At 34.4% G+C, this 20,537-nt stretch carries 21 protein-coding genes; 14 read left to right on the forward strand and 7 right to left on the reverse strand.

What is annotated here, in order from left to right:
• Window positions 1–5: 5 nt before the first annotated feature.
• From CLV73_RS04490 to CLV73_RS04500, 3 genes are all read right to left on the reverse strand, one after another.
• Window positions 6–596 carry a TetR/AcrR family transcriptional regulator gene (locus CLV73_RS04490; protein ID WP_100375667.1) on the reverse strand — a complete coding sequence of 197 codons (591 nt, stop codon included), beginning with the start codon at window positions 594–596 and terminating at the stop codon, window positions 6–8.
• 165 nt (window positions 597–761) lie between these two features.
• The gene (locus CLV73_RS04495; protein WP_100375668.1) at window positions 762–1,625 is read right to left on the reverse strand and encodes an NAD(P)-dependent oxidoreductase; all 864 of its coding nucleotides are present in this window, start codon (window positions 1,623–1,625) and stop codon (window positions 762–764) included.
• Between the two features lie 59 nt (window positions 1,626–1,684).
• On the reverse strand, window positions 1,685–1,975 hold the full coding sequence (locus CLV73_RS04500) for a DUF3861 domain-containing protein (protein WP_100375669.1): 291 nt from the start codon (window positions 1,973–1,975) through the stop codon (window positions 1,685–1,687).
• 49 nt (window positions 1,976–2,024) lie between these two features.
• On the opposite strand from CLV73_RS04500, the gene CLV73_RS04505 reads away from it, so the two are divergent.
• Window positions 2,025–2,651, forward strand: coding sequence for a chloramphenicol acetyltransferase (locus CLV73_RS04505; RefSeq protein ID WP_100375670.1), 627 nt, complete (start codon window positions 2,025–2,027; stop codon window positions 2,649–2,651).
• A 66-nt stretch (window positions 2,652–2,717) separates the two neighbouring features.
• Here the strand turns inward: CLV73_RS04505 and CLV73_RS04510 are convergent, their stop codons facing one another.
• Window positions 2,718–3,884: a hypothetical protein gene (locus tag CLV73_RS04510; protein WP_100375671.1), complete on the reverse strand. Its 1,167-nt coding sequence runs from the start codon at window positions 3,882–3,884 to the stop codon at window positions 2,718–2,720.
• Window positions 3,885–4,045: 161 nt separating this feature from the next.
• On the opposite strand from CLV73_RS04510, the gene CLV73_RS04515 reads away from it, so the two are divergent.
• On the forward strand, window positions 4,046–6,028 hold the full coding sequence (locus CLV73_RS04515) for an LTA synthase family protein (protein WP_100375672.1): 1,983 nt from the start codon (window positions 4,046–4,048) through the stop codon (window positions 6,026–6,028).
• A 233-nt stretch (window positions 6,029–6,261) separates the two neighbouring features.
• Here CLV73_RS04515 and CLV73_RS04520 read toward each other — a convergent pair whose 3' ends face one another.
• Window positions 6,262–6,993: an MBL fold metallo-hydrolase gene (locus tag CLV73_RS04520; protein ID WP_100375673.1), complete on the reverse strand. Its 732-nt coding sequence runs from the start codon at window positions 6,991–6,993 to the stop codon at window positions 6,262–6,264.
• Between the two features lie 149 nt (window positions 6,994–7,142).
• On the opposite strand from CLV73_RS04520, the gene CLV73_RS04525 reads away from it, so the two are divergent.
• From CLV73_RS04525 to CLV73_RS04550, 6 genes are all read left to right on the forward strand, one after another.
• Window positions 7,143–8,321, forward strand: coding sequence for an MFS transporter (locus CLV73_RS04525; protein WP_228424226.1), 1,179 nt, complete (start codon window positions 7,143–7,145; stop codon window positions 8,319–8,321).
• A 33-nt stretch (window positions 8,322–8,354) separates the two neighbouring features.
• Window positions 8,355–9,053, forward strand: coding sequence for a DsbA family oxidoreductase (locus CLV73_RS04530; RefSeq protein ID WP_100375675.1), 699 nt, complete (start codon window positions 8,355–8,357; stop codon window positions 9,051–9,053).
• A gap of 15 nt (window positions 9,054–9,068) precedes the next feature.
• The gene (locus CLV73_RS04535) at window positions 9,069–9,650 is read left to right on the forward strand and encodes a 5'-methylthioadenosine/S-adenosylhomocysteine nucleosidase family protein (protein ID WP_100375676.1); all 582 of its coding nucleotides are present in this window, start codon (window positions 9,069–9,071) and stop codon (window positions 9,648–9,650) included.
• Window positions 9,651–9,716: 66 nt separating this feature from the next.
• Window positions 9,717–10,511, forward strand: a complete 795-nt coding sequence (locus CLV73_RS04540) for a helix-turn-helix domain-containing protein (RefSeq protein ID WP_100375677.1) — start codon at window positions 9,717–9,719, stop codon at window positions 10,509–10,511.
• A 62-nt stretch (window positions 10,512–10,573) separates the two neighbouring features.
• Window positions 10,574–11,584 carry a S41 family peptidase gene (locus tag CLV73_RS04545; protein WP_100375678.1) on the forward strand — a complete coding sequence of 337 codons (1,011 nt, stop codon included), beginning with the start codon at window positions 10,574–10,576 and terminating at the stop codon, window positions 11,582–11,584.
• Entirely contained in the window at window positions 11,584–12,102 is a 519-nt protein-coding gene (locus CLV73_RS04550; protein ID WP_185116754.1) for a GNAT family N-acetyltransferase, read from the forward strand. Before CLV73_RS04545 ends, CLV73_RS04550 begins: the two co-directional genes overlap by 1 nt.
• A 53-nt stretch (window positions 12,103–12,155) precedes the next feature.
• On the opposite strand, the gene CLV73_RS04555 is transcribed toward CLV73_RS04550, so the two are convergent.
• The gene (locus tag CLV73_RS04555) at window positions 12,156–13,637 is read right to left on the reverse strand and encodes an aminotransferase-like domain-containing protein (protein ID WP_100375680.1); all 1,482 of its coding nucleotides are present in this window, start codon (window positions 13,635–13,637) and stop codon (window positions 12,156–12,158) included.
• 65 nt (window positions 13,638–13,702) lie between these two features.
• Between CLV73_RS04555 and CLV73_RS04560 the strand changes: the two genes are divergently transcribed.
• From CLV73_RS04560 to bioA, 5 genes are all read left to right on the forward strand, one after another.
• Window positions 13,703–14,326 carry a hypothetical protein gene (locus tag CLV73_RS04560; RefSeq protein WP_100375681.1) on the forward strand — a complete coding sequence of 208 codons (624 nt, stop codon included), beginning with the start codon at window positions 13,703–13,705 and terminating at the stop codon, window positions 14,324–14,326.
• Window positions 14,319–15,428, forward strand: a complete 1,110-nt coding sequence (locus CLV73_RS04565) for an aminotransferase class I/II-fold pyridoxal phosphate-dependent enzyme (RefSeq protein ID WP_100375682.1) — start codon at window positions 14,319–14,321, stop codon at window positions 15,426–15,428. Before CLV73_RS04560 ends, CLV73_RS04565 begins: the two co-directional genes overlap by 8 nt.
• Window positions 15,429–15,542: 114 nt before the next feature.
• Window positions 15,543–16,193: a dethiobiotin synthase gene (gene bioD, locus CLV73_RS04570; protein WP_100376987.1), complete on the forward strand. Its 651-nt coding sequence runs from the start codon at window positions 15,543–15,545 to the stop codon at window positions 16,191–16,193.
• On the forward strand, window positions 16,190–17,203 hold the full coding sequence (bioB, locus tag CLV73_RS04575) for a biotin synthase BioB (protein ID WP_100375683.1): 1,014 nt from the start codon (window positions 16,190–16,192) through the stop codon (window positions 17,201–17,203). Before bioD ends, bioB begins: the two co-directional genes overlap by 4 nt.
• A 21-nt stretch (window positions 17,204–17,224) precedes the next feature.
• Window positions 17,225–18,496, forward strand: a complete 1,272-nt coding sequence (bioA, locus tag CLV73_RS04580; RefSeq protein ID WP_169925735.1) for an adenosylmethionine--8-amino-7-oxononanoate transaminase — start codon at window positions 17,225–17,227, stop codon at window positions 18,494–18,496.
• A gap of 38 nt (window positions 18,497–18,534) precedes the next feature.
• On the opposite strand, the gene CLV73_RS04585 is transcribed toward bioA, so the two are convergent.
• Entirely contained in the window at window positions 18,535–19,005 is a 471-nt protein-coding gene (locus tag CLV73_RS04585) for an Lrp/AsnC family transcriptional regulator (protein ID WP_100375685.1), read from the reverse strand.
• 145 nt (window positions 19,006–19,150) lie between these two features.
• Between CLV73_RS04585 and CLV73_RS04590 the strand changes: the two genes are divergently transcribed.
• Window positions 19,151–20,536: an MFS transporter gene (locus CLV73_RS04590; RefSeq protein WP_100375686.1), complete on the forward strand. Its 1,386-nt coding sequence runs from the start codon at window positions 19,151–19,153 to the stop codon at window positions 20,534–20,536.
• Window position 20,537 lies beyond the last annotated feature (1 nt).

Here is a 20,537-nt window from a genome sequence, read left to right on the forward strand (position 1 = left end):
AAAAATTATTTCAAAGTTTCAAAATAAGACTTAAGTCCTTTTAAATAAACAAGATAAACTCCTTTTGAATTTTCCAGTTTTCCCAGATTTCTTACTCCCCAATATCCTGATAAGACAAAAACGGCCACTTCTTTTGCATTCACATTAGCTTTTACAATACCGTTTTCTTTTCCCTTTTCAATAGATTCAATCATAGTGCTTTCCCATTGCTGAGAAAGAAGATTTAGTGCTTTTGTAAATTCGATATTCCAAGGAGCCATTTCCTGTGTAAAATTGGAAGCAGGACAGCCATATTCAACCTTTAAATTTTCATTCTCAATTAATAAACTGTACATTAAATTATAAATCGCATCCAATGGATTTACAACATTTTGAAAGGGTTCAATAAAAGTATTTTTGAAGCTGGGAATCATAAGCTCGTTGATGATAGCCAGTCCCATTTCATCCTTTGTTTTGAAGTGATAATAGAAAGCTCCTTTCGTTACCTGCGTTGTAGCAATAATATCATCCACACTGGTTGTTTGGTAACCATTGACATAGATCAGTTCAAATGCTTTCCGGAGAATATTAAGGCGTGTAGCTTCCGATTTTTTCATAAAATACCAGTTAGTCTTTTTTACAAAGGAACAAATATTTTAAGTAAGAAAAAAAAGAGTTGCATAAAAACAACCCTTTGATTTAGTTAGTAAACTCTTAGTCATCATCTCAACCATAGTATTTTTATTTTTCACTTCTAAACTGACTTGGTGATTAAAATACTTTTAACTTTTTACTTGGCTCTTTTTACTTAAAAACTGGATAATCCCTATCACATCATCTTTTCCCAAACCAGCGTCGTGTGCAGCCTGATAGGTTTCAATCAATGTTTTAGAGAGAGGAAAATCCGCACCTGCATTTTTTGCCAGTAAAATATCTTTCAGCATTAAATCCAACGCAAAAGCAGCAGGATAATTATCCTCAATCAGCAAAGGAGTCTTTACCTTTGTAGCACCGCTTCCACTTGCACTTTCATTGATGATTTCGAGCATATCTTTTCTTTCAATCCCCATTTTATCTGAAAACAGGACTGTTTCTGCCAATCCCTGATAAATGGTAGAAATAAAATAGTTAACGGAAAGTTTTGCAGCAATTCCTTTTCCGTTCTCTCCCAAATGCTTGATTGTTTTTCCTAATTTCTCAAGATAAGGTTTGGCACGTTGAAGATCTTTTTCTTCACCACCCACCATAATTATTAATGTTCCTTCAGCGGCAGGTTTTGTACTTCCGGCAACAGGAGCATCAATAAATCCTGCTTCTTTTATTTTTACAGCGCTGGATATTCCGCTTGTTGCTTCCGGAGAAATGGTACTCATATCCACAAAAAGTTTTCCTGTAACATTCTGGGTTAAAATTTCTTCATAAACAGCTTTTACTGCCTCATCATTGGTAAGCATCGTGAAAATAATATCACTGTTCTTCACAACATCGGAAACAGTATTGTAAACGATAGATTTTTCATTAAAATCTTCCGTTTTTTCTATGGTCCGGTTAAAAACATAAAGCGGAAAACCTGCCTTTTCCAGATTTTTTGCCATCGGATGTCCCATATTTCCCAATCCTATAAAGCCTATTTTCTCAGTATCCATATTCCGTTCTTATTTAAGATTTAAGATTTAAGATTTAAGATTTAAGCTATAAAATTACATTAAATACTCTTCAGTTTCTTCATAAATTCCACCATGGCAGGTCTGAATTCTTCAAATAAAGGATGCTTTTTGCTTTTGAGCATCACCTCTGTAAAAAGCTTTAAACCTAAAGCAAATTCATTGGATGTATTTTCGTCTTCAAATAATTTCTTCGACTTTATGACTTCAAAAATGTGAAACAGATCGTCATGATTTTCGAAATTGAATTCTAATGTTTTGTTTCCTTCCGATCCATCTTTTAATGATAATTCTTTAAGCTCAAGATAGTATGCATTATTTCTTTTTTCCATAATTTTTAAAATTCGTAAAACTTACGGAGATTTGCAAGAAAATAAATCAATGAAGGTAATAGATTTTGAAAGTTGGAACAGAAAAGAACATTTTGAATTTTTCTCAGGGATGAAAAGTCCGTTTTTCGGATTTACAACAGAGGTTGACTGTACAAAAGCCTATGATGAAGCCAAAGAAAAAGGACATTCTTTTTATGCTGTTTATCTTTATAAATCGATGGTGGCGATTAATACCGTAGATGAATTAAAATTGAGAATTGTTGATGGAAAAGTCATTTTATTTGATGAAGTCCATGTAGGCGGAACAATTGGAAGATCGGACGGAACATTCGGGTTTTCATTTTTCCATTATTCTCCGGATTTTGAAACTTTTAATGCCAATTTGCAGGAACAGATACAATCCGTTCACAATTCAACAGGTTTAGGGATCAGCAATGATGTTTTGCCGATTAATCATATCAGACATACAACAATTCCCTGGAATTCTTTCAGTGCATTATTACATCCGACAAACTTTGACCCGAAAGAATGTATCCCAAAGATTTCATTTGGAAAATTCAGTGTCAGAAACGGAAGAAAATTCATGCCTGTTTCCATAGAAGCACATCACGGATTGGCAGACGGACTTCATTTAGCGAAATATATCGAAGAGTTTCAAAGACAGCTTGATCTTTGATCAATAAAAAACGGGCAAATTTCTTTGTCCGTTTTCTATTTTTAATGCATTCAGTCATTATACGTTTTAAGATTTTTCATTCTTAGGAATATTATATGCTTCATTGAATAAGTGATTTGGCTTCAGATACACCACATTTTCCTGGAAGTCAATGATCGTATTGAAACGCTTCAGAACTTCACCACCTAAAAAATGAGTGCTAAAACCGGCTGGCTGACTGTAAGAATTGATTTGGGCAGGTACATTTTTCAAAACATACTTTCCAAAAATCAGTTTTTCATTAAGCACCGTTTCCACAGGGATTTCGTCTTTATTGGAATTGTACATCACAGTTTTTGCAATTACAGGTAATTCAGCTTTAGGATAACCGCTTTTCTTTATCAAAGCATTATCCAGCATCAGTGTTTTTTGAAAACCGGAATCAAATAAGAATCTGCTCTTGAATTTTTTATTATTGACTTCCATTTCGGCATTGATACAGAAATGTTCCTTCATAAGCTCCATTTCAAACTTTTCATAATCTTTGCTTATTTCAGGACGTTGAGAATGAACAATGATCATGTTCTTATCATAATCAATCTCTACAACCTTACCGTCAAAAGTATCCCAGCCAAACATTCCTTCGCATCCATGTCCGGTTGTTTCAATAGGATAGACCTGCTCATGTTGCCATTCCAGATTTCCTATTTTAAAGTCATTATCACTGATATCTTTCATTGTTAATTGCAGTCCGTTAGGGTTCAGATATCTTTTTATTGCATCCTTTATGAGATAAAAACCGGAAGCTCCTGTATCAAACATCAGGTCAACATCATATTTTTTATTAAGCTTACCCTTAATTTTTATATTATTCTGTTCTGTAAGAATAAAAGGAATCGTATCTTTTCTGGCAGGTTTCATTTTAGAAAAATTTCTGATCTCGGGACTTTCAAATCTGGTAAGGCAAGAGTCTTTACCTTTATACAGTACTATAAAATCAAATTTTTCGGTAGGTTTAAGTTTAACTTCAATAGAGTCTATGTCGGTTTTTAATTTTACAGTTTTAAATTTTACATTTTTTCCTGTAGTATAAGTATCCGGTTTTACTTTAGAATTCAGGAACCAGCTTGTTTTTATTTCATTGCTTTCAATAATTGTTACCTTTTCTGTATCAGACTTTATCACAGGTAAATTTTTCTGTGAGAAGAATAAGGTGGAGCTTAATATTAAAAGAGCGGATAATGACAGTTTCATATATTTTTGTTTACAAATATAGAACACAACTCACCTGATAAAGAAATAAATAATGTAAAATATATTAAAACTAAATAATAATTACAGATTTTTACAATAAAATTTCAACAAATTCAAATTTTATTCAAAATTTAATAGTTAATTTACGTTTTTTTAAAACTATGTCCTCAAAAAGTATTTCAACTCTAAACCAAAAGATTTTCAAAGGCAGATTTTCTGCTTTGTTCAGTATTTTAGCCTTATACATTTCATTATCGTTTTTAATAAGAACAGGCTTTCTTATTGTTTCAATACATGATGTAGATTTCAGCATATTCTCTGTTTTAAGAGCTTTCCTAACTGGATTTCTGTTCGATTTTACAATAGGATCCCTGTTTCTGCTTTTATATGCGACCTACCTTTTTATTCTTCCCAAAAGATTTATCGGTTCCGTTTTTGATAAAATTTTCAGCTATTTCTATTTTACGCTTATTTTTATCATCATTTACTTCAGCCTTTTGGCAGAGATTCCGTTTTGGGACGAATTTGGAGCAAGATTTAATTTTATTGCGGTAGATTACCTTATCTATACGTATGAGGTGGTAGAGAATATCAACCAGTCGTATCCTTTACCGCTTATTGCCGGAGTTTTGATCCTTTTAATCGTTCTTACCTTCGTTATATTTAAAAAACTAAAAGTTTTCAGAAATACTTTTGCAGATAAAAAACCATTTACCTCAAGATTAAAATATTACCTGCCACTTACAGTAGTAACCATTCTTTTAGCAGTTGTTTTGAAAAACAAACAGGCAGAATTCAGCAACAACCTTATTGTTAATGAACTGGGAAAAAATGGTGCATTTTCTTTTGTAACGGCTTTCAAATCAAACGAACTGGATTATCTGACTTTTTACCCTAAAGTCTCTGATCAGGAAGCTTATAAAACATTAAAACAAAACCTTTTACAAAATAATCAAACGTATACTTCTGCTCAATATGATGATATTTCAAGACTTACGAAAGGGGAAAATGAACAGAATCCCAATATCATCCTGATTGCTATTGAAAGCTTCAGTGCAGATTTTTTAACTGCTTTCGGAAATAAAAATAATCTTACGCCGAATTACGATAAAATGGCCAATGAAAGTATATTCTTCACCAATTTATATTCAACCGGAACCAGAACGGTAAGAGGGATGGAAGCATTGACGCTTTGTGTTCCCCCTACTCCGGGAAACAGTATTGTAAGAAGACCTAACAATCAGAATTTATTTTCAATCTCTACGGTGCTGCAATCAAAAAAATATCATCCTTATTTCATTTACGGAGGAGACGGCTATTTTGACAACATGAACAACTTTTTCGGAGGACAGGGTTTTGATATTGTAGACAGAGACAGAGGAAATCCTCTTTCTGATGAAATTAAAACCAAAAGATATGCTATCGAAGATAAAGAAGTTAATTTTGAAAATGCGTGGGGAATCTGTGATGAGGATCTTTATAAGCAGTCTATCAAATATGCTGATAAAAGCACTAATGAAAACAAGCCTTTCTTCCAGTTTGTGATGACAACGTCTAATCATAAACCTTATACTTTCCCTAATGGTAAAATCGATCTTCCACAAGGTGAAAGAGATGCTGCAGTGAAATATACTGATTATGCTTTAGGACAGTTTATTGCTACTGCCAAAACAAAGCCATGGTTTAAGAATACGGTATTTTTAATTGTTGCTGACCATTGCGCAAGCAGTGCCGGAAAATGGGAGATCAATATTGCCAAACACCATATTCCAGCGATTATTTACAACCTTAATCATATGCCGGAAAAAATAGATCGCCTGACTTCTCAAATCGATCTTATGCCTACATTATTCGGATATTTAAACTGGAACTACAAGACAAGCCTGTACGGAAAAGATATCAACCAGACAAAACCGGGAGAAGAAAGAGCTTTCTTAGGAAATTACAGAACGTTGGGATTATTAAAAAACAATGTTTTCACCCAGATCGATGACAAAAGAAAGGTAAAACAGTTCAATGTTACCGGAGCAGACCAGTCTTTATCAGAGGTAAAATCTAAGAACAACAATTTGGTTACGGAAACAATTTCTTATTACCAGACTGCAAGCGAAAGATTTAAAAATGGAAAAATGAAGCAAAAATAAGCTGATTTTTAATTATAAAAAAACTCTTCTCTGTATTTAGAGAAGAGTTTTTATTTGGACCTATCTTGTTTCTTTTTATAATAACCATCAAGGCATTAAGAAATTTAAGAGATACCTATAATGTTATAAAAATAGATAGTGCTTTTATCTTAATGATCCTTAATATCTTAATGGTTGAAATCTAAAAAATACCGTTCTTAATTTTAAACTTAAAGAAAACCAATTATATTAGGTTAAAATTCTATAAAGGCTTTATTCAGATCATGATACAATAATATTTTCCAGTGATTTTCTATCGCTTCCTGCTGCCATTTTAATCGTAGTTCCATTGCCTTTCTGCCATCAAAATCACTTTTATAGGCAAGATGATATTTTAAATAAGATTCCTGTGGAAGGTCATCAGCTCCGTAAAAAACAGTTTCGTTATTTTCCTTGATCCAGAAAACCTGCATAAATGGAGTATGACCTCCTACCACTTCAAAAGAGATTTCCTCTGTAATATTCCCTTTATTTTCATCCATCCAGACAATATTGTCTAATTCAACAAGTTTTTCCAGGGTATCAAAATCAAAAGAATGATTTCCTTTATTTTTCATTGCAAAATCAAGCTCACGTTTCTGAATATAGATTTCAGCGTTAGGAAAAGTAGCTTTAAATCCGTTTTCATTTCTGGTAATCACTGTTTCGATATGGTCTTTATGAAGATGTGATAATAAGACTTTAGTTACCTGATCCGGATCAATGTTTTCTTTTTTGAGAATTTCAGAAATTACCGTTTCTCCATTTTCATTTCTCCATCCAATTCCTGCATCCAGCAGAATAACATCATTTTCTGTAATAATTAAAAAAGCAGTGACCGACATTTTAATTCCTTTAACAGTGTCTTTGTTTTCATCTGTTAAAAGCGTAAAATCTTTGGTTTTATTGGTAGAAAAATTTCCTTCTTTTAATGGTATAATTTTCATACTGCAAAGTTCCTTATTATTTTTAAAACAGAAAAGCTTTTTCTCAATATGGATCATTGGTAAAACCGATGAACTCCTAATGAAATGCTTAATCTTAAAATGAGTATTTTTGTGTTGCAAAATTCAAAACTTACACAAAATTTATGCAGATGAATTCTACCAGCGGTATATCTCGTACTGTTATTTGGTTGATGTCCGTAATTTCCGGACTTGTAGTGGCAAATAATTATTATAACCAGCCTTTGCTGGCTCTTATTTCTGAAGATTTACAGATTCCGGAAGCTGCTGCGAGTAAAATTTCGGTTCTTACACAATTGGGATATGCAGCAGGATTATTGCTCATTGTTCCTTTGGGAGACAAACTTTTCCGTAAAAAATTAATTTTAATCGATCTGGTTTTGGTTTTTGCTTCATTGCTATGGATGACTTTTGCTCAGGAATTATGGATGCTGTATGTAGCCAGTTTACTGATCGGAGCTACTTCGGTGATTCCTCAATTATTCGTTCCTATTGCCGCAGAATTATCTTCTGATAAAGAAAAGTCCTCCAATATCGGTATAGTCATGTCAGGATTATTACTGGGGATCCTTTTATCCAGATTTGTAGGTGGAATTGTAGGAGAGATGTGGGGTTGGAGAGCCATGTTCGGAATTGCAGCCGGAATTATGGTTTTGGTATGGGTTGCAGTGTATAAAATGCTGCCTGATCTACAGCCTAATTTTAAAGGAACATACAGCGAATTGATGAAATCCGTATTCCATCTGGCAAAAACGCAGCCTGTTCTAAGACTGGCTTCTTTCCGTGGCGCCATGGCTTTCGGATCGATGTGTGCATTGTTTACAACCCTGGTTTTCCACATGGAAAAACCTCCTTTCAATGCAGGATCATCAGTGGTCGGAAGTTTCGGTTTGGCCGGGGCAGTCGGAGCTTTAGCCGCAGCAAAAGTGGGAAAACTTCAAAATTTTTTAGATCTAAACAGAATAATCTTTTATTCATTATTAGTGGTTTTAGGAAGTTGGGCATTTACTTACTTTGCAGGAGAAACTTACTGGGGATTAATTGTCGGGGTAATTTTAGTTGATTTAGGCGTTCAATCCAGCCATATTATGAATCAGACCAATTATTTTTTAATCAAATCCAATGCAGTTAACAGATTGAATACAGTTTATATGGTTTCTTATTTTATTGGTGGCTCTTTAGGAACATGGACAGCTTCGGTAGCATGGCAATATGCGCAATGGGATGGAGTTTGTCTGGTAGGTGCAGCCATGGGAGCATTAGCGTTAATAGTTCATATCATCTTTAGCAGAAAATTACGTTTAAACTAATTATTAATATAAATTCAAATAAAAATAAATACAATGAAAATAGAAATCTGGTCGGATGTAATGTGTCCGTTTTGTTATATAGGAAAAAACAATTTTGAAAAGGCTTTGGAAAAACTGCCGTTCAAAGACGAAGTGGAAGTAGAGTGGAAGAGTTTTCAGCTTGATCCTACTTTAGACTCGAAAGAAACCAAAAATACTATGGAATATTTCAAAGAGAAAAAAGGTTTTCCTGAAGCTCAGGCACAGCAAATGATTGGCCAGGTTATGCAAATGGGAAAAGGAGCAGGAATTGATTTTAATTTTGAAAAAGCTTTAATTACGAATACCTTTTCGGCTCACAAGCTATTGCATTTGGCAAAAAAATATAATAAAGCCAACGAAATGGAAGAAGCGCTCTTCATTGCTCATTTCATTGACGGGAAAAACGTGGGAGATCTTGAAACCTTAATTTCTTTAGCCGAATCTTTAGGTATTGACAAAGAAGAAGCACAACAGGCTTTAACCTCTGAAGACTTTGATTATGAGATCAACCAGGATATTCTGGAAGCAAGAAATAATGGCGTTTCTGGAGTTCCTTTCTTCGTCTTGAACGGTAAATATGCGGTTTCCGGAGCACAGCCTGTAGAACTTTTTGAAAATGCTCTTCAACAAACTTATAATGAAACAGTAAGTCCTCTAAAAAACCTTTCTGATAAAGGAGCTTCTTGTGATACAGACGGATGTGAAATTTAATTTTAGGAGGAAAACATGATAACAATAAATAAAGAACATCAATTTGCTCTTGAAGATATTCTTTTCGTTTTTGCCTTAGATTCTGAAGCGGGAAAGGTTTTTAACGATAAAAATAAATTAATTACAGGCATTGGTAAAGTAAATGCTGCTATGGAGCTTACAAAAGAAATCCACAGGAGAAAACCGAAACTAATCGTAAACTTAGGTTCTGCAGGAAGCAAAAATTTTCACAAGGGAGAGGTTATTTGCTGCACAAAATTCATTCAGCGTGATATGGATGTAAGAGGTCTTGGATTTAAATTGTATGAAACTCCACTTTCCGGAATACCTCCCGTTTTGGAATATGGACTCAGAAAACATGACCTTCCCGAAGGGATTTGCGGAAGTGGCGACAGCTTTGAAATGAACCATTCTGAAACCGATTATAATATTGTAGATATGGAAGCTTATCCGTTAGCATTAATTGCCATGAAAGAGAATATTCCGTTTCTGTGCTTAAAGTATATTTCTGACGACGCAGGAAGCGATGCAGCTGATGACTGGACGGTACAGGTTCATTTAGCTTCTGAAGCGTTTAACAAAATTCTATTTTCGTAAATTTAAAATCTGAAGACTTTTCTTCAGATTTTATTTTTAAATGATTTCTACAGTCCGGATTTTAAAATGAAAGTTAATTTCTACAAACCTAATCACCCGGTTCTTGAAAAATATATTGAAGGGTATTACTTTATTGCAAAAGATGATTCCAATGCAACATTGAATTATATCACATTTCCTGATAATTATTTTATTATTTCAGCTTGTGAAAATGTTTTGTTTTTTCGCGATCAAAACAAGGTGGAAATTTCTGCATCCAATGAGGAAAATATTTTTATTGACTTTGTTTCGCGTTGCAATTCTCCTGTGGAAATTCGTTACAAACAGCCCATCAATGAGATTACCGTTTATTTTAAGCCTTTAGGAATCTATCATTTTTTTAGTTCGGTTGAAAGCCGTTTTTTAAAACAGGAAATCATTTCATCAGATTGTAAAGAAGTTATGAAAACTATCTTGACTAAACAAGACAGAAAAAATCAGACTGATATGCTGGAAAAATACTGGCTTTCAAAATATCAAGAAAAGAACTTATCTACAATTCAATCCATTGTCAATGATTTGTATTCGGATTTAAAAATTGAGGAGATTGCGGAAAAACATACTATTTCAAGGCAATATGTAAATAAACTATGTACAAAATTTTTAGGTAAGTCAGCCTCTGAATTTAGAAAAATTCAACGGTTTAGAAATTCTGTTAGTTTAAATAAAAGTGTGAAAAATTTAACCGAGCTTTCTTATGAAAACCTCTTCTATGATCAATCACATTTCATTAAAAATTTTAAAAATTTAACGAAAATTCAGCCTCATAAATTTTTTGAAAATGTAAATACGGAAGATAAAAATCTTTGGTTTTTTATCTGAGTTTACATTTTTACAATTCTGACTTTACCCGTTCAGATATTTTTGTATCAAATTAATCATCAATGAAAAGAATAGGCTTATTAAGTTCGATCTTATTGTGTTCATTACTATTTGCACAAAATGATAAAACAAAAATACTCACTGAAATTTTGGACAAAATCAAAGAGAATTATATTGACGAAAAGGTTTTTAAAAGTCTAGATTCATTATTTCAAAGCGAAATTAAATCCGGACAATTATCTTCTTCATTAAATGAAAAAGATTTTGCTGAAAACCTGACTCAAAAATTAAGAGCGGCAACAAAAGACAAACACTTCTTCGTTAAATATTTGGCCAATTACTCTCCTCAAAAGAATATCAATGAAAAAGAACAGGAAAAGCAGAATAATTTCAGTAACAGCCTTGAGAATTTTGGATTTGAAAAAGTAGAAAGACTGAAAGGTAACATAGGATACATTAATTATAAAGGATTTGCCGAACTGAAATCCAGTAAAAAAGCTTTGGAAGCGGCCATGAATTTTGTTGAAAATACCAATTCTTTAATTATAGACCTAAGGGAAAACGGAGGCGCGGATAATGCGATGCTTGTTGAGTTTTGCAGTTATTTTTTTGATAAAAACATAAATTTGTATACCACTTATTTCCGGAATTCAGGAAAAACAGTAAAAAACAGAATACAATCAAACGTTGCAGGTAAAAAATATCTCAACAAAAACATTTATATTCTTACAAGCCCAAAAACATTTTCTGCCGGAGAGGCTTTGGCTTATTTTTTACAGGAAAGAAAATTAGCAAAAGTAATTGGTGAAAAAACCGGAGGAGCCGCTAATCCTGTCGATCCTTATTATATTCAGAACAAGTATCTTTTATTGGTTCCGGACGGAAAAATAACATCTACTTATTCGGGGAAAAACTGGGAACATATCGGAATCATTCCGGACAAAATTGTAAGTCAGGAAAATGCCTTGAAAACAGCTTATTTATTAGCTTTGCAGGAAATTATAAATCATAAAGCAAAAACTGAACTTTCAGAAAACGATATCAGAAATCTTATTATTAAATTAAACCAATAATGTCAATACAAATCAAAAAAGCAATAATAAAAGATTTAGAAACCTTACAAAACCTGGGTAAGGAAACCTTTTATGAAACTTTTTCTGCTTATAACTCTGAAGAAGAAATGCAAAACTATCTGGATAAAAGCTTTGCGACGGAAAAACTAACCGCAGAAATCAATAATCCCGATTCCCAATTCTTTATTGCCTGGGAAGAAAGCCTTCCGGTTGGGTATTTAAAAGTAAATTCAGGAAAGGCGCAGACAGAATTACAGGATGAAACTTCTCTGGAAATTGAAAGAATATATGTGAAAAGCAGTCATCACGGTAAAAAAGTAGGACAGATCCTGTACGAAAAAGCATTGGAAATCGCTCAGGAAGAAAATAAAAAATACCTTTGGCTAGGAGTCTGGGAAGAAAACCTGAGAGCGGTTAATTTTTATAAAAAAAATGGCTTTGTGGAATTTGATAAACATATTTTCAGATTAGGAAATGATGAACAGACCGATCTGATGATGAAAAAAACACTTTATTAAAAATATAAATTTAAAACCGTAAAAGTGCTTTTACGGTTTTTAAATGAAGCTGATTATAGTAACTTCCTGAGATTTTCAGAAAGAATTCCCACGCTTTTTTCCATTTCATGGGTATTCAGATTACCAAATCCAAGCCTCATTGCCGTTAATTCCTGATTTTGATATAAAAGAGTTTTAGGAATAAAAAGATTGTTCTGAATACAATTTCGGCTGAGCTGCATCAGATTAATTTTAATATTGAGTTCCATCCATATTGCAAGACCTCCCGCCGGTTTCTGAAAACGTACAAATTCCCCGAAGCTTTCCTGAATCAGGTGCGCAAAATGATCCCGCCTTTCCTGGTAAATTTTCAATGACTTCTTCAAATACCGGTTGATTTCTCCTTCTGCAATCATTTCTCCCAACACATGTTCCATCAGAATATCTCCCTGTCTATCGATAATTCCCAGATATTTCCTCATTTCAGTCATAAGATTTTCGGGAGCTACAATAAACCCGGTACGAAAACCCGGAGCCAGAGATTTCCCGAAAGAGCCTATATAAACAACCATTCCATTCGTATCTGCACTGGCAAGAGGAAGAATGGGGCTTTTGTCATAATGAAAGTCATAATCATAATCATCTTCCAGAATAATGAATCCAAATTCATGGGCAAGATTCAGCAATTCCAATCTTCGCTGAGCGCTTAACGTAACTGTTGTAGGATAATGATGGTGCGGAGTAAGATACAGCATTCTTATTGTTTGCCGTTTGCATATTTCTCTTACTTTTTCCACATCAATTCCTTCATTATCAATCGGAATTGTAACAATTTTAACACCCGTTTTCTGGAAAATCATATTCACTGAGAAATAACTTAAAGCTCCCACCAAAACGGTATCTCCTTCTGACAACAAGATCTCGGAAGCAATATAAATACTCATTTCTGTGCTTCTGGTAATAAGCAGGTTATTGTTGGAAATCGGTAATCCTCTTGATAAATTGAGATATTGGGAAAGGTGTTTTTTGAAAAACTCACTTCCGTCCTGATTATAACGTCCCATTTTATGGGCTTTTCTCTTTAAAGTCGAGCTGTAAATTCTGGACTGCTGATCGATTTGGGTTAAACGGATGTCAGGAGAGCCATCATTTAAAATAAATTCACAATCTGAATGCTCAAAAGGATTGTCTAAAATATTGGATGTTTTAAAACTAAATCCAGTGGATTTTGGATAGTTTTTGAGGTTTATTTTATCGAAATCATTAAAATCAATCGGTTTTTCATCATTTTTACCGATAATGAAAGTTCCTTTATTGGGCAGGCTTTCTACCCAGCCTTGAGCAAAAAGCTCATCATATACTGCAACAATGGTATTCCTATGAACTTCTAAAATCTGGCTTAACGTTCTGGTTCCCGGAAGTTTAGTTCCAAAAGGTAAAAAACCTCTCTGAATTGCATTGATTAACTGATTAGTGATCTGCATATAAATGGCAGATTCGGAATCTCTGTCAATTTTAATAAAACTTTTATAAGGAATTTCAACCGGACTATTCATAATATAAAAACTGGCACCAACTAACCATCCGGCAATATACTACTTTTGAACCAAAACAAAAAAGAATGGAACTTTATAATCTTTTGGAAAAAATAGTTCAGCATGATGAGATTCATTCAAAATGGCTGAACACACTTTCGTTCATTGAAAATGCCGGAGCAAGGAAAATTTCTGCTTGTGAACATCCGACAGAAGTTAGCTTAATTCAGCTAAAGCACGCCGCTGAAGAACATCGCCATGCTTATTATCTGAAAAAGCAAATCCTGAAAATCAATCCTGAATATTGTAAAACATATAACAGCAATGAGCTTTTAGCTTCCATAGCAACCAGACAATACCTTCATTCTCTTGACATCAAAGCCTGTAAATATCTTCAGCAGGCATTCCAATTAACAAAAGAAGAACTAAAATATGCGGCTTATCTTTTTGTAACCTATGCCATTGAAGTTCGTGCTGATGAATTATATCCTGTTTACCAGGAAATTCTGTCCAAAACCTCTTCAAAAATCATGGTAAAATCCATTATCCTTGAAGAAGAGGGACATTTGGAGGAAATGATCAATCAATTGGATGAATTCTCAGAAGACTGGAAAACTCATGCTAATACTGTTTTAACTATTGAAAAAGAACTTCATGAACAATGGATTAACGCTATTTCAAAAGAGATTTTACAGTTGAATTATGCTTAATCAATTTCTTCATTTTCAGGAAGCTTTAGAAAAAAGAAAAGAACACGGGACTTTAAGAGTTTTAAAACCTCAGCAAAAGGGAACCGATTTCTATTCTAACGACTATTTGGGATTAGCGAGAAATACAGATTTCCAAAATATCTTATTAAAAAATGTTCTAGAAAATCCTAATCTACTGAAAGGAAGTACCGGATCAAGGTTGATAAGCGGAAACAGTACGATTATACATGAAACTGAAGAATATATTGCAAAAGAGCAAGGATACGAATCCGCTTTGCTTTTCCCTTCAGGATACAACGCCAATCTTGCTTTGTTCTCAACACTTCCGACACGCCATGATACCATTATTGTCGATGAAATGATTCATCGTTCGGTACATGATGCCTGTAAAATTTCAAATGCAAAAAAACTGAAATTCAAACACAATAATATTGAAGATTTAGAGCAGGTTTTAAGAAAACAAACCGGACTTTGTTATGTTGCGATTGAAAGTTTGTATTCAATGGACGGCGATATTGCTCCCATTAATGAAATTGTTGAAATCACAGAAAAATACAATGCTCACCTGATCGTGGATGAAGCGCATGCTTTTGGAGTTTTCGGATATGGCTTGGTTAGTGAATTTCAACTTCAAAACAAAGTTTTGGCAACGGTTACTACCTACGGAAAAGCTCTTGGAAGTCACGGCGCGGCTGTTTTAGCCAATGATATGATAAAATCTTACCTCATCAATTTTTCATCTCCTTTTATTTATACAACTTCTGCCCATGACTTTCTCTGGAACAGCATTCGGGAAGGATATCAATTTTTAAATGAGAATAACGGATTACCCAATAAACTTCAGGAAAATATTAAAACTTTCCGGGATCAGAATTTAAGCAGTCCATCTTCAGAAAAAAGTCCAATTCAGGCGATCATCATTCCTGATAATCATCAATTGAGAAGTTTAAAGGAAACCTTATCTGAAAATAAATTTTTAACATACGCTGTTTTTAGTCCGACGGTAAAAGAAGGAACAGAGCGATTGAGAATTTGCCTGCATAGCTTTAATACAGAACAGGAAATTATCGGATTGACAAAGATCATTAAAGACTTCATTTAAAAAAACTTATCATTCCGAACGAAACATAGTGAAATGAAGAATCTATTCTTAAACAGATTTCTCCTTCGTGGAAATGACAAAATGGAAAATTAAAAGCAGATGAATATTAAAATCATGAATTTAGAAATTGAGACTAAAAACAATGGTCCAAAACGGCTTTTTGTTACCGGAATTGGAACCGAGATAGGAAAAACCGTTTGTTCAGCAGTTTTAACGAAATACTTCAATGCAGATTACTGGAAACCGGTACAGTCGGGAGATCTATACTTTTCTGACAGCCAAAAAATTAAAGAATGGGTAGGAGAGCATACCGTTTGCCATTCTGAAGCCTACCGTTTTCAGCTTGCCGCTTCACCTCATCAATCCGCAAAAGAAGAAGGAATCACCATTGATTTAAATGAATTTAAACTTCCTCATACCCCAAACAACTTCATCGTAGAAGGAGCGGGAGGATTGATGGTTCCTTTAAACGATAATGAATTTATCATTGATTTAATTGAAAAATTAAACATTCCTGCTGCATTAGTGGTAAGAAACTACTTAGGCTGCATCAATCATACTTTATTATCAATTTTAACTTTAGCCCAAAGGAAAATAAAGCTAGATTATTTAATCCTTAACGGAGATTTCCCGCAAGATACAAACAGAATTATCTGTAAAAACCTCCCAAAAGAAACAAAAATTATACGGATTCCCAACATAGAAAAAATAACAAAAGAAAGTATAAAAAACACGGTACAACAATTAGAAAAAATAGACTCATGAATAAAAAACAACTAAGAAACGACTGGACAAAGGAAGAAATAGAGGAAATTTACAATCTTCCGCTTCTTGAACTGATATATAAAGCAGCAACAATTCATCGCGAATGGCACAATCCTGAGGAAGTACAAATGTCCACTTTATTATCCATAAAAACAGGTGGATGTCCTGAAGACTGCTCGTACTGCGGACAGGCCGCCCGTTATCATACAAATATTAAAGTTCAGGCATTACTTCCGACAGAACAGGTAATTGAGCACGCAAAAAAAGCGAAAGAAGGAGGATCATCCCGTTTCTGCATGGCTGCAGCCTGGAGAGAAGTTCGCAACAACCGTGATTTTGACCGCGTGATCGATATGGTTAAAGGCGTAAATGATCTTGGAATGGAAGTTTGCTGTACTCTTGGAATGCTGACAGAAGAACAGGCAATTCGACTTCAGGAAGCCGGATTATACGCTTATAACCACAATTTGGATACCTCTGAACAATATTATGAAGAAATCATCTCTACAAGAACTTTTGATAACAGAATCAACACCATCAATAATGTAAGAAAAGCAGGAATTACAGTCTGTTCAGGAGGAATTATCGGATTGGGAGAAACTCATAAGGACAGAATTTCTATGCTCCTGACTTTATCAACAATGCCTAAGCATCCTGAGTCAGTTCCCATCAATGCATTAGCCAGAGTAGCAGGAACCCCGCTTCAGGATAACGAAAAAACAAATACCTGGGAAATGGTAAGAATGATTGCCACAGCAAGAATCATCATGCCATCATCTATGGTCCGTTTAAGTGCGGGAAGAATAGAAATGACAGAATTTGAGCAGGGATGGTGTTTTATGGCCGGAGCCAATTCCATTTTTACAGGAGAAAGAGAAACCCTATTGGTAACGCCAAACCCCGGAGTTTCGGAAGATATGCAACTGTTGCAGACATTAGGATTAAAGCCAATGAAAAGAGCAGCAGAAAAAGCAATGGATCAGTTTGAAACATGGAAATCAACTTGCTAATTTTATTTTTAAGTTTTGATTATGAATCTGCAACAACGTGATAAGCTTGTCAACTGGCATCCTTATACACAAATGAAGACAGCTGAAGATGCCATTCCCATTGTAAAGGGGAAAGGAGCTTATCTTTTTGACGATAAAGGAAAACAGTATATTGATGCGGTATCTTCGTGGTGGGTCACCTTACATGGTCATGCTCATCCTTACATTGCTCAAAAAGTTTCTGAACAACTACAAACATTAGAACAGGTTATTTTTGCAGGTTTTACCCATCAGCCGGCCATTCAGCTTTCGGAAAATTTATTGAAACTCTTACCAGATAATCAGGAAAAAGTGTTTTACTCCGACAACGGTTCAACCGCAGTGGAAGTCGCTTTGAAAATGTGTATTCAATTTGCTCACAACCAAGGAAAGAAAAAAACAAAAATTCTTGCTTTTAAAGATGCATATCATGGAGATACCTTCGGAGCCATGTCTGTAAGCGGAAGAAGTGTATGGACAAAGCCTTTTGGGGATATGTTGTTTGATGTTGCCTTCATTGATACGCCAACTTCCGAGAACTTACGGGGTCTACAATCTCAAATCTCACATATCGCTGACGAAATTGCCTGTTTCATTTATGAACCATTAGTTCAGGGAGCGGCAGGAATGCTGACGCATAATCCGGAAGACTTATCCGAATTAATGAAATTCTGTAAAAAACAAAATATTTTACTGATCCAGGACGAGGTTTTCACAGGCTTTGGAAGAACAGGAAAACTATTCGCAGCCGATTATCTTACGGAAAAACCTGATATTATGTGCTTCTCAAAGGGATTAACCGGCGGAACCATGCCCATGGGAATTACCACATCCTCCAATGAAATTTTCAATGCTTTTTTGTCGGAAGATAAGTACAAAACCTTATTTCACGGACATTCTTTCACAGCAAATCCATTAGCATGTACAGCAGCTTTGGCAAGCATGGAGCTTTTACTGAATAAAGAAACACAGGACAATATCCGTTTAATTACTGATAAGCATAAAGAATTTTCTCAAATTCTAAACCAACACCCGAAAGTTGAAAATGTCCGTCAGACAGGAACTATTTTAGCATGGGATATTAAGACAGAACAAGGAACTTCATATTTCAATACGATCGGAAAATTCTTTTATAAGGAATTTTTAAACAAGGGAATTATTTTACGCCCATTAGGAAATATAATGTATCTCGTACCTCCTTATTGCATTACCACTGAAGATCTGGAATATATTTACCAGACTATCTTACAGGTCTTGCAGATGAAACCGAATTAAAAATCAATACATGTCTCCAACTATACCGGAGACATTTTTTATATGATCTGATAGCTTTCTTTAATACTGTTCATCACAAAAATACTTTTCGTTTGGCCGATCCCTTCAATCTCGGAAAGTTTATTAATGAAAAACTCATGGAAATCATCCATATCTGCCGCCAGAATTTTAAGCATGAAATCAAACTCTCCGCTTATATTGTAAAATTCCACTACTTCCTTAAGCTTGCCAACCTGTTCAATAAAAGCACCTGCCGTTTTTTTGTTATGAACATTTAAAGCCACCATACAAATAACCATCATGCCTTTATTGATCTTCTTCCGATCCACAACTGTTGTATATCCTTTAATGATTCCCATTTTCTCCAGTCGCTTTATACGTTCATGAGTTGGTGTAGGGCTTAAATTGATTCTTACCGCAATATCACGAATACTCAGTTTTGCATCTTTCTGCAGGATTCGCAAAATGGACAGGTCTTTTTCATCCGGAGTGTATATTTCAGTTGCCATACGTTCTGTATTATATTATAATCACACATTAAAAAGGACAATTATTCTTTTAAAAATATAAATATAATAATACTGTTCTAAATTAATATTAAAATTTTATAAAAAGTTCTATTAAATTTAATTTTGCAACACAAAAATAGTTATAATGCAGCCTAGAAAAAACCTGATTTTAATATTAGCATCTATCGGAACATTTGTTGAAGCTTTAGATATTGCGATTATTAATTTAACCATACCTTCTATTCAGTCACAGTTCAACATCACCGCAAATACCGTACAATGGCTGCAGACCTTATACGTTCTTTTTTTTGGTGGTTTTTTAATTATTGGCGGAAAACTTTCAGACCAGATTGGACGTAAAAAGATTTTCATCATAGGAGGAGCAATCTTTATGCTCACATCTTTAGGAGCGGGAATGTCGGTTAATTTTCAGACTTTAACAGTATTCAGAGCACTGCAGGGATTAGGTGCCGCATTTATTATGCCTTCAGCATTATCCATTGTTACTCATACTTTCCAGAAAGATCAGGAGAGAAACCGTGCATTAGGTATTTTCAGTGCTTTTGCAGCCATCGGATCAGGAAGCGGTCTGTCGATTGGAGGGATTATTAGTACGTATCTAAGTTGGCACTGGGTGTTTTTAATTAATGTACCTATACTTTTTATTACCATTATATTGTCTTATAAGTTTCTTCCCTTGGATATACAAAACAAGAATCAGAAATCTACAGATATGATTTCAGGTATTCTTTTAGTTTCGGGATTATTACTAATGACTTATGGCACTCATGAATTCATTCACATTCAGGAAAAGCCCGTTTTAATTTTAGGTTCTGTTATTCTGTCTCTTGTCTTATTGAGTGCATTTATCTATCGTTTAAAAAATATTTCCAATCCGTTAATTGATCTTAAGCTGTTCTCTCACAGATCCCTGGTAATTTCTAATCTTGCTTTCTTTTCCCTGGGCGCTTTTTTCATCTCCTTTTTATTCCTCATTTCCCTGATGCTGCAAAAAGATATGGGCTACAGCGCTGCCGATTCAGGACTTATGCTTGTTCCTTTTAGTATTTTATCCGCTCTGATCGCCAAGTTTATTCTGCCAGCTCTCTCAAAAAAGCTAAATTCCGTACAAATTGGAATTTTAGGCTGGTCATTTATGCTTACAGGAGCATTATGTTTAATTTTTGCCATTTACCTTAATCACCCAACGGTTCTGGTCTTAACCGGAGCAGCCTGCATTTCCGGAGTCGGAATGACATTATGCTTTACGAGCTTATCCGTATTGGGAATTCGCGATGCTGAACCCCAACAGTACGGAGTCGCATCCAGCTTAACCAGTACCAGTTATTTCCTAGGAGCGGGAATCGGTTTATCACTGATGACATTAATGACGCAGTTTTTTCCTTCCGAATGGGCAGTAAGTACTTTATCTTTATTTATTCTTTTTCTATATGGTTTTATCGCTGTGGTTTTCCTACTGTTCTTTATTATAAAAGAGTATAAATCCGTACGAACATCTCTCCATTATTAAC

This window comes from Chryseobacterium geocarposphaerae (assembly GCF_002797535.1).
Lineage (GTDB): Bacteria > Bacteroidota > Bacteroidia > Flavobacteriales > Weeksellaceae > Chryseobacterium > Chryseobacterium geocarposphaerae.

Excerpts from the sequence above, each read along its gene's own strand:
- CLV73_RS04490 (WP_100375667.1), bottom strand. The coding sequence starts at position 596 with ATGAAAAAATCGGAAGCTACACGCCTTAATATTCTCCGGAAAGCATTT.
- CLV73_RS04495 (WP_100375668.1), bottom strand. The coding sequence starts at position 1,625 with ATGGATACTGAGAAAATAGGCTTTATAGGATTGGGAAATATGGGACAT.
- CLV73_RS04500 (WP_100375669.1), bottom strand. The coding sequence starts at position 1,975 with ATGGAAAAAAGAAATAATGCATACTATCTTGAGCTTAAAGAATTATCA.
- CLV73_RS04505 (WP_100375670.1), top strand. The coding sequence starts at position 2,025 with ATGAAGGTAATAGATTTTGAAAGTTGGAACAGAAAAGAACATTTTGAA.
- CLV73_RS04510 (WP_100375671.1), bottom strand. The coding sequence starts at position 3,884 with ATGAAACTGTCATTATCCGCTCTTTTAATATTAAGCTCCACCTTATTC.
- CLV73_RS04515 (WP_100375672.1), top strand. The coding sequence starts at position 4,046 with ATGTCCTCAAAAAGTATTTCAACTCTAAACCAAAAGATTTTCAAAGGC.
- CLV73_RS04520 (WP_100375673.1), bottom strand. The coding sequence starts at position 6,993 with ATGAAAATTATACCATTAAAAGAAGGAAATTTTTCTACCAATAAAACC.
- CLV73_RS04525 (WP_228424226.1), top strand. The coding sequence starts at position 7,143 with ATGAATTCTACCAGCGGTATATCTCGTACTGTTATTTGGTTGATGTCC.
- CLV73_RS04530 (WP_100375675.1), top strand. The coding sequence starts at position 8,355 with ATGAAAATAGAAATCTGGTCGGATGTAATGTGTCCGTTTTGTTATATA.
- CLV73_RS04535 (WP_100375676.1), top strand. The coding sequence starts at position 9,069 with ATGATAACAATAAATAAAGAACATCAATTTGCTCTTGAAGATATTCTT.
- CLV73_RS04540 (WP_100375677.1), top strand. The coding sequence starts at position 9,717 with ATGAAAGTTAATTTCTACAAACCTAATCACCCGGTTCTTGAAAAATAT.
- CLV73_RS04545 (WP_100375678.1), top strand. The coding sequence starts at position 10,574 with ATGAAAAGAATAGGCTTATTAAGTTCGATCTTATTGTGTTCATTACTA.
- CLV73_RS04550 (WP_185116754.1), top strand. The coding sequence starts at position 11,584 with ATGTCAATACAAATCAAAAAAGCAATAATAAAAGATTTAGAAACCTTA.
- CLV73_RS04555 (WP_100375680.1), bottom strand. The coding sequence starts at position 13,637 with ATGAATAGTCCGGTTGAAATTCCTTATAAAAGTTTTATTAAAATTGAC.
- CLV73_RS04560 (WP_100375681.1), top strand. The coding sequence starts at position 13,703 with ATGGAACTTTATAATCTTTTGGAAAAAATAGTTCAGCATGATGAGATT.
- CLV73_RS04565 (WP_100375682.1), top strand. The coding sequence starts at position 14,319 with ATGCTTAATCAATTTCTTCATTTTCAGGAAGCTTTAGAAAAAAGAAAA.
- bioD (WP_100376987.1), top strand. The coding sequence starts at position 15,543 with ATGAATTTAGAAATTGAGACTAAAAACAATGGTCCAAAACGGCTTTTT.
- bioB (WP_100375683.1), top strand. The coding sequence starts at position 16,190 with ATGAATAAAAAACAACTAAGAAACGACTGGACAAAGGAAGAAATAGAG.
- bioA (WP_169925735.1), top strand. The coding sequence starts at position 17,225 with ATGAATCTGCAACAACGTGATAAGCTTGTCAACTGGCATCCTTATACA.
- CLV73_RS04585 (WP_100375685.1), bottom strand. The coding sequence starts at position 19,005 with ATGGCAACTGAAATATACACTCCGGATGAAAAAGACCTGTCCATTTTG.
- CLV73_RS04590 (WP_100375686.1), top strand. The coding sequence starts at position 19,151 with ATGCAGCCTAGAAAAAACCTGATTTTAATATTAGCATCTATCGGAACA.